Source organism: Paraburkholderia sediminicola, assembly GCF_046026675.1.
GTDB lineage: Bacteria > Pseudomonadota > Gammaproteobacteria > Burkholderiales > Burkholderiaceae > Paraburkholderia > Paraburkholderia sediminicola_F.
On sequence record NZ_JAQQEY010000001.1, the window covers coordinates 4,223,347 to 4,236,945 of the forward strand.

The window sequence follows — 13,599 nt, forward strand, 5'->3', positions numbered from 1 at the left end:
ATTGTGAACCAGACAACGCGATTCAACCGTTGCCAAACCCCGAACGCCCCGCTCCATGCGGGGCGTTTGCCAGGTGTATGACACTTTGCAGTACCCACCGTGGAACAGCAAATGAGCAACAGCGAAGCGGCAAACAAGCAGCAGATGCAGGTGTAGTCGAAGCAACGCGGCCATCAAGAGCCGTGGCAGCAAGACGGCGCGTGGATCATCAGGCGCCGGCCCACGTTAGCCGCCACAAGCGGCGAGGTTGAATCCCTGTTTGGAGATCCAGATGCAGACAACAGTCAGTCTATGGCCGCTCATTGGCGTGGCCGTCATCATCGTCGGCTTTTTACTACGGTTCAATCCGATGCTGATCGTGGCGGTGGCCGCGATCATCACCGGTCTGGCCGCGCACTTCCCGCCTGAAAAGATCCTCGCTGAAATCGGCACCGGCTTCATCAAGACCCGCAATATCCCGTTGATCATCCTGCTGCCGCTGGCCGTGATCGGCCTGCTGGAACGGCATGGCCTGCGCGAGCGCGCGCAAGCGTGGATCGGCGGCATCAAGGCCGCGACCGCAGGGCGCTTGCTGATCGTCTATCTGCTGGTGCGCGAACTGACCGCCGCTGTCGGTCTGACCGGTCTCGGCGGCCATCCGCAGATGGTGCGTCCGCTGATCGCACCGATGGCCGAGGGCGCGACTGAAACGCGCTTCGGCAAGATCAGCGACGCAGTGCGTTTCAAATTGCGCGCCTACTCCGCGGCGACCGACAACGTCGGCCTGTTCTTCGGTGAAGACATCTTCGTCGCGTTCGGCGCAATCGTGCTGATGACAACCTTCCTGAAAGAAGCCGGCATCATCGTCGAGCCGATTCACGTGGCCGTCTGGGGCATCCCGACCGCGATCTGTGCGTTCATCGTTCACGGCTTCCGCCTCTATCTGCTCGACCGCAGGCTCGAACGCGAACTGCGCGGCAATGCCGCAGCGAACACCGCCTCCGTTGCGCCGACGCAACCCGCCGCTGGAGACAAAGCATGACCTTCACGATTACCTATCTGTTCTGGCTGCTCGGCGTAGTGCTGCTCGTCATTGGCGGCATGATCATCACGGATAAGGAGCATCCGCGTCGTTTCACCGCCGGCGGTTTCTGGATCCTTTACGCGCTGATCTTCCTGATCGGCGACAAGCTGCCACCCTCGGTGGTCGGCGTGCTGGTGATCGTGATGGCGCTGGCCGCGGGCTTCGGCGGCGTGACCGCGGCCAAGCCGAAATTACTGTCGCTCGAAGCGCGCAAGGCTAGCGCCGCGCGTCTGGGCAACAAGCTGTTCGTGCCCGCACTGACGATTCCGGTTGTCACCGTGATCATTACGCTGTCGGCCAGCCATCTGATCTTCGGCGGCATGCCGCTGATCGAGAAGGCCAACGTCACGCTGATCGGCTTCGGCATCGGCTGCGTGATTGCACTCGCGATTGCCTGCGTGCTGACGCGCGATACCGTCGGCCAGTCGATGAAAGAGGCGCGCCGCCTGGTCGATGCGTTGTCATGGGCCGCGGTGCTGCCGCAGATGCTCGGCATGCTCGGCCTCGTGTTCTCGGACGCCGGCGTCGGCAAAGCGGTCGCTCACGTGACCACGGCCTACATCAGCCTCGACTACCGCTTTATCGCGGTGGCCGTGTACTGCATCGGCATGGCACTCTTCACGATGGTGATGGGTAACGGCTTCGCCGCGTTCCCGGTGATGACAGGTGGCGTCGGTGTGCCGATCCTCGTCGGCGTGTTTCACGGCAACCCGGCGGTGATGGTCGCGATCGGCATGTTCTCGGGCTACTGCGGCACGCTGATGACGCCGATGGCCGCGAACTTCAATATGGTGCCGGCCGCGCTGCTGGAGCTGCCGGATAAGAATGCCGTGATCAAGGTGCAGGTGCCCACCGCACTGACCTTGCTGGTTGTGAACATCTTCCTGTTGAATTTCCTGATGTTCCTGTAGGACCGTTGGCCGAGCCGCGTGGCAGCCTGCGATATCGCGTAGGACTTTCGCTCTGGCCGATGCATGCGCGTGAGTCCGCGGCAAATGGACGCCGCCGAATTCGGAGGCGTCCGATCGCCAGGGAAGGGGCCTGAACATAAGCTGGTGGATGCTCCTCCATCCACATGCGCTGGCGACGCGCGCAACGCGCGCCGTCAGCGCTTTCCAGCAGGTCCGTCATGGAACATCAATCCCACCCCGACACCGCGCCCACCGACGCGCCGCCCTCCGCTTACCTCATCTCTCTGATTGAGGCCGCGCTCGAAGCACACCAGGCCGGCCGCCTCGATGCCGCCGAGCCTTTTTACCGCGAAGCCCTCGCACTCGCCCCAACGCATGCCAAAACGCTGCATTACTTCGGCGTGCTGCAACATCAGCGCGGCGACCATGGTTTCGCCGCCGAGTTGATGAGCGAAGCGCTCAAACTCGATCGCACTGACGCTGCCTGCTGGAGCAATCGTGGCCTCGTCGCCGCTGCGCTCGGCCATCGCGAAGAAGCGATGATCTGCTATGACCAGGCGCTGCAGTTGCAGCCGGATTTCGCCGATGCGCGCAACAACTTTGGTGTCGTGCTACAAGCGCAAGGCTCGTTCGAAATAGCGATCGAGCAGTATCAGCTGGCGTTGGCAATAAATCCCGCGCTGGTCGATGCACATCTGAACCTCGGTACGGCGCTGAACAAGCTCGGACGCTACGACGAGGCGCTGGCCTGTTATCAAAACGCTGTGGCGCTCGATCCGCACTCGGCGGAAGCGCACTTCAATGCTGGCAATGCGTACAACGCGCAAGGCGATCACGCCGCCGCCATCGCCAGTTTCGAACGAGCACTGGCACTGCGCGGCGATTATGCCGAGGCCCACATCAACCTGGGCAGCCTGATCGGCAAACTCGGTGACTACGCCGGCGCCGAATCGCAGTATCGGCGTGCGGTCGCACTCAAGCCGAACCCGACGAATCTGGTTTGCCTCGGCGGATCGCTCGGCGCGCAGGGCCGCCTGGATGAAGAAGAAGGCTTCTACCGCCATGCACTGGCGCTCGATCCCAACTACGCGGACGCGCATCAGAACCTCGCGTGGCTGTTGCTCAAGCGCGGCGATTACAAGCAGGGTTGGGCGGAGTTTGCGAAGCGCTGGCGCAAGAGCGACTACGAGGCAATCGCCCTGCCGGGCGTTGCCGAGTGGCAAGGCGAGCCGCTCGACGGACGCCGTCTGTTGCTGGTCGGCGAACAGGGTTTCGGCGACCACTTCCAGTTTCTGCGCTACGCACGCGTACTCGAGAAACTCGGTGCCACGGTGGATCTCTGTGTGCGCGAGCCGCTTCTACCGCTGGTCGAACGCATCCCGGGCGTGCAACGCGCATTCAGTGGCTCGCCTCACGGTCAGTACGATTTCTGGGTGCCGATGATGAGCGTGCCGTCGTGCGTCGGCACCGACCTGTCGACCATTCCCGTGGATGTGCCGTATATGTTCGCCGACAAGGCAAAGATCAAGACATGGCGCAAACGGGCGGACGCAGCCGGCAAAGCAAAACGCAAAGTGGGCCTGGTGTGGTCCGGCAGCCCGACGTTCGGCAACGATCGTTATCGCTCGATGGCATTGGCCGCCCTGAGCCCGCTAAGTGAGCTTAAAGACGTCGCGTGGTACGCGCTGCAAAAGGGCGCAGCATACGATCAGTTGGCTGATGCACCTGAAGCTTTCCGGGCCTACGATTTCACCGCGGATCTGAAGAGCTTCGACGACACCGCCGCACTCATCATGAATCTCGATCTTGTGATCGCCGTGGACACCGGCGTGGCGCACCTGGCTGCCGCGCTCGGCAAGCCGGTGTGGGTGTTACTGCCCGCCAACTCGGACTGGCGCTGGCTGGAGGAGCGCAGCGATTCGCCGTGGTATCCGGCGATGAAGTTGTTCCGGCAGACCAGATTGGGCGATTGGGCGCCGGTGGTCGAACGCGTATCGGAAGAACTACGCGACGGTAGTCTATAAAACCTGCGCTGCACAGATTTCAGGCGTTTCTGCGCAGCGCCTTCTCAATCCCTTCGTACGCATCTTCGTACGCAGACAAATTGCCACGACACCGCACCTTAAGAACGGCGACGCTGCTGCGCCAGCATGTAAGCGCGCAACAACTTGTTGATGCGCGTTTGATAGCCCGCCCCCTGTTCTTTGAACCAACTCAGTACATCCGCGTCCAGGCGCATGGTCACAGCCTGTTTCGGCGGAACGTGCAACTCGGCACGGTTAAAAAAGTCGTCGCCCAATTCGGGCACGTCGCTCGTATCGATTTGCGCGTCGCCTGCTTTTGCAAGTCGCTTCCAGTCAGTTCTTGAAGTTTTACCCATAATTTCGCCTCTGCTCGTTTTCAGCCATTCCCACGCTGCCCACCGTGCCAGTCAATTCCAGACACTGTACTTGTAGCGTTTGACCTCGTGCTTCGTCGCCTTGCGGGCCGAAATGATACGGATCACATCCACACTGCGTTCGACGTACACCACCACGCCTACGATGGCGGCCATCCAGCCTAGCGCGATCCAGCGATCCTCACCGTAGTCTTCCCGCTCGTCTATCGCCGTCAGCACGGGATGATCGAACACATCGACAGCATCCCGGAAATCGATGCCATGCTTACGAATGTTGATTTGATTCTTGATTTCGTCCCATTCAAACTGCACACAGCATCTGTATTGACGTCTGTACATACATCATAGCACGCACGCGTAGCTATGTCCGCGTGAGCCGCGAGCAGTTTGCGACACACGTCAGCGTCGGACTGGCTGTGGAAATACCGGTTCCTGGTCTGGCCGAACGGCCTACCTCAGTTAGGACTGTGATCAGCCACGCCGCGGATTTCGCGTAAGGCTGGGACGACTATTACCCCGCATCCACCACGAACCCGTGCTGCCGCAAAAGCTGCAACACGCCCTTGCGGCCACCCAGATGCAACGCACCGATCGCCACGAATACCGGCTTGTTCGGCCCGGCGATCAGCAGCATCCGCGATACGAAGCGCCGGTTGCGCTCGTACACGATCCGGTTGTCGATCGAATCCGAAATCCGCTTGTCGCGCGCCAGCTTTTCGGACTTCGCGGCCTGCCACGCCGCAATCGCATCGGCATCGCCCACTCGCCACAGCCGATGCAACGTCTTCACATCGTCGACGTTTTCCGCGGGCGTCTGCACCAGGTCCTGCGCGAGCATTTCGCGTTGCTGCGCAAGCGTCAGTCCGGTGAACGCACGCATTTGCTGTGGCAAGGTCTCGAGGCCGACGATCTTGCCGCGCGTCCTGATATAGACGTTCTGCAATTGCGCTTCCGTGCCGTACTCGGTCTGCAAGCCGGCACTCAAGGAATCGTAGGTTTCGACCACCAGGGACGCGAGCCACGGCCGCATCTTCTTGATTTCATCCTGAGCCGCGGGATTGCCGCGCAGGCGCAAGGCGAGCTTGCGCCACAAAGGCTCGGGTAGCAGACCCGGCAGACAGTCGCGGCGGCATACGCCGTACTTCGACACATCGTCTTGCGAGACCAGCAGTTCGTCGGGGGAGAGTTCGAGCGCCAGCGTCGGCGAGGCCGCCAGCGCACCGAGGATCGGCGCGCGAAACGGTTGCCCGGGTGGGTAGTCGGCGGGGTCGCCGACATGCAACGTGCCGAGCACGTAAATGGTCGTGGTGCCGCGTGTCGCGACATAGAACGGCATGCGCGCCGGCTGCGCGCGCACCGGACCGCTCGCCGTGGTGCCAGGCGTAGCGGGCCGCGGATTGAAACCTGGCAAGGCAGCGCGTGGCGGCGCCGGCAGACTCGGCACCGGCATCGCTGGCCGCCCCGCCTGGGCGGGCGTATTGGCGGCCGCCCCAGCGGCATGCGCGAGGCCGATCGGCCCTGCGCTCAGGTGAAAAGCAGAACATACGCCAAGGAGCGCGGCACCGGTCAGTGCAAACGCTCCCCAGCGCCGCGCGAAAGCAGCGTGGCGGCCACCATCACGCGAGCGGCGCGCAAGACGACGCGCCGCCACTGCATCAGGCATCCATGTCCCCCACCTCCTCGGCGCGGTGACACGACACCTGACGGCCATCCACTTCACGCAACTTCGGTTCTTCACTACGGCAACGGTCGATCGCATACGGGCAGCGCTGATGGAACGTGCAGCCCGACGGCGGATTCAGCGGCGACGGCATTTCACCTTGCAGCTTGATCTTGATGGTGCGATCCGCTTCGAAGATCGAAGGCGTGGCCGACATCAACGCACGCGTGTACGGATGACGCGGATTCGAGAAAATCCGCTTCTTGTCGCCAAGCTCCGCCACGCCGCCGAAGTACATCACCATCACATCGTCGGCGATATGCTCCACCACCGACAGGTTGTGCGAGATGAACACGTAGCTGGTCTTGAACTGCTCCTGCAGATCCATGAACAGATTGAGAATCTGCGCCTGGATCGACACGTCGAGCGCGGACACCGGCTCATCGGCGACCACGATTTGCGGATCGAGGATCATCGCGCGCGCAATGGCCACGCGCTGCCGCTGACCGCCCGAGAACATATGCGGATAGCGCTTGGCATGCTCCGGACGCAGGCCGACCGTACGCATCATCTGCGCGATCCGTTCGGCGCGTTCGGTCGTGCTCAGTTGCGTGTTGATCGCGAGCGGTTCGCTGAGCGTCTGCTCGACTGTCTTGCGCGGATTCAGCGAGGCAAACGGATTCTGAAACACCATCTGCACGCGCCGCCGCAGCGCCGCGATCTTCGCGTGATCGGCGCCCGCCACGTCTTCACCGTCGATCAACAGGCGGCCCGCGCTGGGCTTTTCGATCATGGTCAGTTGACGTGCGAGGGTGGATTTTCCGCAACCGGATTCACCCACCACTGCCAGGGTCTTGCCACGGTCGAGCGCAAACGACACGCCGTTCAAAGCCTTGACCGTGCCCTGGCTGAACATGCTGCGCTTCACCGTGTAGTAACGCGCAAGCTTGTCGGCAACCAGTACGTGATCGCCCGCATGGTCCGACTGGCGCCGCGGTTCGAGTACTGCGTTCATCGTGCGCCTCCATGGGTGTGAACGTTGGCGTCGCCGCTCAGGTTCAGGGGTTTGATGCAGCGCACGCGCGCCACTTCGGCGTGACCTTGCATCGGTGTCAATGCCGGTCGCGCCTTCATGCAGTCGTCGACCACATACTTGCAGCGCGGTGCGAACAGACACCCTTTCGGACGATCATCTCGCCCGGGCACCATGCCCGGCAGTGCGGCGAGCCGCACCGCGCCGACATTGTGCTCGGGAATCGCCGCCAGCAACGCTTCCGTGTACGGATGATGCGGCGCGGCGAAGATGTCCGGCACGCGGTTCGTTTCGATCACTTCGCCAGCGTACATGACCGCGACTCGCTGCGCGACCTCGGACACCACCGCCAGATCGTGCGAGATCAACACGAGCGCCATGCCGCGATCCTTCTGCAGCTTGATCAGCAACTCCATGATCTGCGCCTGGATCGTCACGTCGAGCGCGGTGGTCGGTTCGTCGGCGATCAGCAGTTTCGGGTTGCAGGCAATCGCCATCGCGATCATCACGCGCTGGTTCATGCCGCCGGACATCTGATGCGGAAATGAACCGATGCGGCCTTTCGGGTCTGGGATACCGACCTGGTCGAGCAACTCAAGCGCGCGTTTGTCCAACGCGCTACCGCGCAAGCCTTCGTGCAGCTTCAGCACTTCCTTGATCTGATAGCCGACCGTGTAGCTCGGATTCAGACTGGTGAGCGCGTCCTGGAACACCATCGCGATGTCTTTGCCGATGATCTTGCGGCGTTCCTTCGCCGACGCCTTCAGCAGATTCTTGCCGTTGAAGGTGATTTCGTCGGCGGTGACTTTGCCAGGCGCGTCGATCAGGCCCATCAATGCCATCATCGTCACGCTCTTGCCCGAGCCCGATTCGCCGACTACGCCGACCACCTCGCCCGGCGCGACATCGAGATTGATCCGATCGACTGCGGGCAGTCCGTTGAAATTCACCGCGAGGTTGCGGATGGTCAATAGTTTGTCCATGTCAGGCCATCCGTTTCAGTTTGGGATCGAGTGCGTCGCGCAGCCCGTCGCCGAGCAGATTGATCGCGAGCACCGAGATCAGGATGGAAAGACCCGGCATCGTGACGATCCACCAGGCGCTGTCGATATAGTCGCGCGCCGAGGCCAGCATCGCACCCCACTCCGCCGAAGGCGGTTGCACGCCGAGACCGAGGAAACCGAGCGCCGCGGCATCGAGAATCGCCGACGAAAAGCCCAGCGTAGCCTGCACGATCAGCGGTGCGGTGCAGTTCGGCAGCACTTGCGAGAACATCAGGCGCAAGGTGCCGGCGCCGGCAACGCGCGAAGCCGTCACATACTCTTTCTGCAATTCGCCTTGGGCAGACGCACGCGTCAGACGCACATAGCCCGGCAGCGCGACGATCGCGATGGCCAGCATCGTATTGACGAGACCCGGACCGATGATCGCGACCACCGCGACTGCCAGCAGCAGCGAGGGCAACGCGAGCAGCACGTCCATGATGCGCATGATCGGCGTATCGGCCCATTTCTCGAAGAACGCGGCGATCAAGCCGAGCACGATGCCCGGAATCAGCGCGAGGACCACCGAGACGAAGCCGATCCAGAACGACAGCCGCGCGCCGTACATCAGACGCGAGAGGATGTCGCGGCCTGCTTCGTCAGTGCCGAGAACGAACTTCCAGTTGCCGCCGTCGAGCCAGGCGGGCGGGATCTTCACGGAATCGCGATACTGTTCGATCGGGCTATGCGGCGCGATCAAGGGCGCGAAAATCGCGATGAAGATCAACGCCAGCACGATGATGCCGGCGGCGACGGCACCACGGTTACGCGAGAAATTCGCCCAGAATTCGCGGGCGGCGATGGCGCGGCCACTGGGTGGCGTCACCGATTGGGGGACTGTATTTTGTATGTCTGCCATGATCTGTGTTACCTCGTATGGCGAATGCGCGGGTTCAACACGCCGTACAACAGATCGACGACGAGGTTCACGACGATCACCAGCGTAGCGATCATCAGAATACCGCCCTGCACCACCGGATAGTCGCGCCGGCCGATCGCGTCGATCAGCCACTTGCCGATACCCGGCCACGAAAACAGCGTCTCCGTCAGCACGGCGCCTGCGAGCAAGGTGCCGACCTGCAAGCCGATCACGGTCACGACCGGAATCAGCGCATTACGCAATGCATGCACGACGATCACGCGGCCAGGCGACAAACCCTTCGCACGCGCAGTGCGAATGTAGTCTTCGCGCAGCACTTCGAGCATCGACGAACGCGTCATCCGCGCGACGACCGCCAGCGGAATCGTGCCGAGCACAATGGCCGGCAAAATCAGATGACTGACCGCGGATTTGAACGCGCCTTGGTCGGTGGACATCAACGCGTCGATCAGCATGAAGCCGGTCACGTGCGGAATGTCGTACTCGACCGCGATGCGGCCCGACACCGGCGTCCAGCCGAGGTCGACGGAAAAAAACATGATGAGGATCAAACCCCACCAGAAGATCGGCATCGAGTAGCCGGTGAGCGCCGTGCCCATCACGCCGTGATCCACCACCGTGCCGCGCCTGAGCGCCGCGAACACGCCCGCGGGCAAGCCGACGATCAACGCGAACAGCATCGCGCAGATCGACAGTTCAACGGTAGCGGGGAAACGTGCGAGAAATTCGCCCATCACGCTGGTATTGGTGATGATTGAAGTGCCGAGGTCGCCGTGCGCGGCGCGGCCGATGTAGTGAACGTATTGCATCGGCAAGGACTCGTCGAGCCCGAGCCGGTGCATCGCGGCGGCATGCATGGCGGGATCGACGCCGCGCTCGCCCATCATCACTTCGATGGGGTCGCCCGGTATCAGGTGAATCAGCGCAAACGCGAGGATCGTGATGCCGATGAACGTCGGTATCACCATGCCGATGCGGCGCGAAACAAAGCGGAACATGGTTCGTCCCTATGGTCTTGATGAAGAAAAAACGCAACCGGCGACGAGGGCTTGTGACCCCGGTCGCCGGACCATTTCGACCAGTTTTCTAACCGTGCGAAAAGCTACTGCGTAAGCTTGACTGTATGACTATTACTTGACGCTGACGCCGTCGAAGCGCGCATAGCCGAGCGGCTCGATACGCATGTCGACCACCTTCTTGCTGACAGGCTGGTACACGGTCGAGTGAGCGATCGGCGAGAACGGCAGTTGCTGCGCGAAAATCTGCTGCGCCTGCGTGTATGCCGTCGTGCGCGCGCCCTGATCGGTCGACTCACGGCCCTTCTGGATCAGATCCTCGAAGGGCTTGTAGCACCACTTCGAGAAGTTGTTGCCATTCACCGCTTCGCAGCCGAGCAGTGTGCCGAGCCAGTTGTCCGGATCGCCGTTGTCGCCGGTCCAGCCGATCAGCATCGTGTCGTCTTCACCTGCGTGAGCGCGCTTGATGTACTCGCCCCATTCATACGTGACGATCTTCGCCTTCACGCCGATCTTGGCCCAATCGGCCTGGATCATTTCCGCCATCAGGCGGGCGTTCGGGTTGTACGCGCGTTGCACCGGCATCGCCCACAGCGTGATGTCGAAGCCGTTCGGAAAACCGGCCTTCGCCAACAATGCCTTGGCCTTATCCGTATCGTACGCGGCGCTCTTGAGGTTCTTGTCGTACGACCATTGGGTCGGCGGCATCGGGTTCGTCGCGGCCTGGCCTGCGCCTTGATACACCGACTCGATGATCGCCTTCTTGTTGATCGCCATGTCGAGCGCTTGACGCACTTCGAGCTTGTCGACCGGCTTGTGCGTCACGTTGTACGCGAGATAGCCGAGGTTGAAGCCCGGTTGCGACGGCATCGCGATGTTCGCTTCAGCCTTCAGCGGCGCAATGTCGGCCGGACGCGGATAGCTCATCACCTGGCATTCGTCGCGCTTGATCTTCTGCACGCGCACGCCGGCGTCCGGCGTGATCGAGAAGATCAGCTTCGAGATCTTCACCGCGTTCGGCTTCCAGTAATCCGGATTGCCGTCGAAACGGATCGTCGCGTCCTTCGTATAGCTGCGGAAGATGAACGGGCCCGTGCCGACCGGGTACTGGTTGATGTCAGCAGCCTTGCCGGCCTTCAGCAGCTGGTCTGCGTATTCACCCGAGAGGATCGACGCGTATTCCATCGCCAGATTCTGGATGAACGGCGCGTTGACTTCCTTCAGCGTGAACTTGACCGTGTACGGGTCGACCTTTTCGACGCTGGTGATCAGCTTGTCGAGGCCCATGTCCGTGAAGTACGGGAACTGGACCGGGTACGCCTTACGGAACGGCTGGTTCGTGTCCAGCATGCGCTGGAACGTGAACACGACGTCGTCCGCATTGAATTCGCGCGTCGGCTTGAAGAACGAGGTGGTCTGGAACTTCACACCGTGGCGCAGATGGAACGTGTAGGTCTTGCCGTCCGGCGAGACATCCCACTTTTCTGCCAGGCCCGGCTCGACTTTGGTGCCGCCGCGTTCGAACTCGACGAGGCGGTTATAAACGGTGAACGTGTTGGCTGTGAAGTCGACACCAGTGGTGTACTGGGCCGGATCGAAACCCGCAGGGCTGCCTTCTGAGCAGTAGACGAGTGTTTTGTTCGGGATCTCGGCGCGCGCGCTGTTCGCGCCCACCAGCGATGCCGCTGCAGCAGCGACGAGCGTCGTAACACGCGCGGCGCGCAACAGGTTGTTTTGCTTCATGTTTCCTCCAGGTTCGGGGCCGGCTTCCGCCGGCGTAGCGCGATCTTACTTGAGCTTGGCTCACAGGAACAAGCGGAGGAAAATACCCCTGTTGACGATCGGAAACCAATCAGGCATAAGGACGGCCGCACGTCGGCGCTGGCCGGCGCGTACGGCTGTCGCGGGGCGGCCCCAGCCGGAAAACCGCCCCGCTTGCTCTTATTCTTATTTCAGGCCGACGTTCATGAATTGCGTCGGGCCGAACGGGTCGATCTTGAAGCCCGTGACGTTCTTGCTGATGGGCTGATACACCGTGGAATGGGCGATTGGCGTGAACGGCACCTGGTCCTTGAAGATTTCCTGGGCTTCCGTATAAGCCTTGGTGCGCTCAGCAAGATCGGTCGTGCCGCGACCCTTCCGGATCAGATCGTCGTAAGGCTTGTAGCACCATTTGGAAAAATTACTGCCGTTCACCGCGTCGCAGCCGAGCAATACGCCCAACCAGTTATCCGGGTCGCCATAGTCGCCGGTCCAGCCGATCAGCATTGCCTCATGCTCGCCCGAATGACCGCGGCGAATATATTCACCCCATTCGTAAGTAGCGATTTTCACCTTGACGCCGATCTTCGCCCAATCCGCCTGCAGCATTTCCGCCATCAGACGCGCGTTCGGGTTGTAAGGCCGCTGAACCGGCATGGCCCACAGCGTCAGATCGAAGCCGTCGGGGTAGCCCGCCTCCTTGAGAAGCGCTTTCGCTTTGTCGACGTCGTACGGGGCGTCCTTCAGATTCTTGTCGTAACCCCATTGCGTCGGCGGCATCGGATTGGTCGCGGCCTGGCCGGCGCCCTGATACACCGATTCGATAATCGCTTTCTTGTTGATCGACATATCAAGCGCGCGGCGCACCATCAGGTTGTCGAGCGGCTTCTTGGTGTTGTTGTACGCGATATAGCCGAGATTGAAACCGACCTGACTCGGAATGGCGAGCGATGCATCGGCTTTAACCGCTGGAATATCGCCGGGACGCGGATACGACATCACCTGGCACTCGCCGCGCTTCAATTTTTGCAACCGCACGGCCGGGTCGACGGTAATCGCGAATATCAGCTTGCTGATTCTGACGACGCCCGGTTTCCAGTAATCGGGATTGCCGTCAAACCGAATTGAATCGTCCTTCGTATAGCTGCGGAAAATGAATGGACCGGTACCGACCGGATATAGATTCATATCGGACGCTTTACCTGCTTTCAGTAACTGATCGGCGTATTCAGCCGACAAAATCGACGCAAACGGCATTGCGATCTGCTGCAAAAACGGCGCATCGACTTCCTTCAGCGTGAAACGCACCGTATACGGATCGAGCTTCTCAACCTTGGTGATGTTCTTCGCGAGGCCAAGGTCGGTGAAATACGGAAACGGCACCGCGTAGGCTTTGCGGAACGGCTGTTCCGGATCGAGCATCCGCTGATAAGTAAAGACGACGTCGTCAGCGTTGAATTCGCGAGTGGGTTTGAAGAACGAGGTGGTCTGGAACTTCACGCCGTGCCGCAGATGGAAAGTGTAGGTCAGGCCGTCCTGCGACACGTCCCATTTCTCGGCAAGGCCAGGCTCGATATCGGTACTGCCGTGCGCGAACTCGATCAGCCGGTTATAGACCGTGTACGAGCCGGCGGTGAATTCCACGCTGGTGGTGAACTGGGCGGTGTCGAAACCCGCCGGACTGCCTTCGGAGCAAAACACGAGGGTTTTGTCGGGCAGCGTCGCCGCGTCGGCTACGGCGGGCGCGAGGCCGGCAGCCAGCACCGCACAGGCGCTCAAGACTGGCAAGCAGGTATGGCGAACTGCAAACAGCAATCGGGATACTGTCATCACG

The 13,599-nt window shown here is 61.4% G+C and carries 12 protein-coding genes; 3 read left to right on the forward strand and 9 right to left on the reverse strand.

Annotated features, from left to right (window positions below; genetic code table 11):
• Nucleotides 1-271 precede the first annotated feature (271 nt).
• The 3 genes from PQQ86_RS18620 (at nt 272) to PQQ86_RS18630 (ending at nt 3,998) form a co-directional block, all read left to right on the forward strand.
• Nucleotides 272-1,021, forward strand: coding sequence for a DUF969 domain-containing protein (locus PQQ86_RS18620; protein WP_408269483.1), 750 nt, complete (start codon nt 272-274; stop codon nt 1,019-1,021).
• A complete protein-coding gene (locus PQQ86_RS18625) occupies nt 1,018-1,974 on the forward strand; it encodes a DUF979 domain-containing protein (protein ID WP_408269486.1) in 957 nt (318 codons plus the stop codon). The genes PQQ86_RS18620 and PQQ86_RS18625 overlap by 4 nt, the downstream gene beginning before the upstream one ends.
• 218 nt (nt 1,975-2,192) lie before the next feature.
• A complete protein-coding gene (locus PQQ86_RS18630) occupies nt 2,193-3,998 on the forward strand; it encodes a tetratricopeptide repeat protein (protein WP_408269489.1) in 1,806 nt (601 codons plus the stop codon).
• A gap of 98 nt (nt 3,999-4,096) precedes the next feature.
• On the opposite strand, the gene PQQ86_RS18635 is transcribed toward PQQ86_RS18630, so the two are convergent.
• The 9 genes from PQQ86_RS18635 to PQQ86_RS18675 all read right to left on the reverse strand — a co-directional run bounded on the left by PQQ86_RS18635 (nt 4,097) and on the right by PQQ86_RS18675 (nt 13,595).
• Nucleotides 4,097-4,354 carry a BrnA antitoxin family protein gene (locus PQQ86_RS18635; RefSeq protein ID WP_408269492.1) on the reverse strand — a complete coding sequence of 86 codons (258 nt, stop codon included), beginning with the start codon at nt 4,352-4,354 and terminating at the stop codon, nt 4,097-4,099.
• Nucleotides 4,355-4,405: 51 nt separating this feature from the next.
• A complete protein-coding gene (locus PQQ86_RS18640) occupies nt 4,406-4,684 on the reverse strand; it encodes a BrnT family toxin (protein WP_408269495.1) in 279 nt (92 codons plus the stop codon).
• A 199-nt stretch (nt 4,685-4,883) separates the two neighbouring features.
• The gene (locus tag PQQ86_RS18645) at nt 4,884-6,035 is read right to left on the reverse strand and encodes a TraB/GumN family protein (RefSeq protein WP_408269498.1); all 1,152 of its coding nucleotides are present in this window, start codon (nt 6,033-6,035) and stop codon (nt 4,884-4,886) included.
• Nucleotides 6,028-7,047: a peptide ABC transporter ATP-binding protein gene (locus PQQ86_RS18650; RefSeq protein WP_154559817.1), complete on the reverse strand. Its 1,020-nt coding sequence runs from the start codon at nt 7,045-7,047 to the stop codon at nt 6,028-6,030. Before PQQ86_RS18650 ends, PQQ86_RS18645 begins: the two co-directional genes overlap by 8 nt.
• Nucleotides 7,044-8,048, reverse strand: a complete 1,005-nt coding sequence (locus PQQ86_RS18655; RefSeq protein WP_408269502.1) for an ABC transporter ATP-binding protein — start codon at nt 8,046-8,048, stop codon at nt 7,044-7,046. Before PQQ86_RS18655 ends, PQQ86_RS18650 begins: the two co-directional genes overlap by 4 nt.
• 1 nt (nt 8,049) lies before the next feature.
• Nucleotides 8,050-8,967, reverse strand: a complete 918-nt coding sequence (locus PQQ86_RS18660; RefSeq protein WP_408269505.1) for an ABC transporter permease subunit — start codon at nt 8,965-8,967, stop codon at nt 8,050-8,052.
• Nucleotides 8,968-8,975: 8 nt separating this feature from the next.
• Entirely contained in the window at nt 8,976-9,986 is a 1,011-nt protein-coding gene (locus PQQ86_RS18665; RefSeq protein ID WP_408269508.1) for an ABC transporter permease subunit, read from the reverse strand.
• Nucleotides 9,987-10,118: 132 nt separating this feature from the next.
• Nucleotides 10,119-11,747 (reverse strand): ABC transporter substrate-binding protein, encoded by a 1,629-nt coding sequence (locus PQQ86_RS18670; protein ID WP_408269511.1) that lies wholly within the window; start codon nt 11,745-11,747, stop codon nt 10,119-10,121.
• A 204-nt stretch (nt 11,748-11,951) separates the two neighbouring features.
• The gene (locus PQQ86_RS18675) at nt 11,952-13,595 is read right to left on the reverse strand and encodes an ABC transporter substrate-binding protein (RefSeq protein ID WP_200653124.1); all 1,644 of its coding nucleotides are present in this window, start codon (nt 13,593-13,595) and stop codon (nt 11,952-11,954) included.
• Nucleotides 13,596-13,599: the final 4 nt, after the last annotated feature.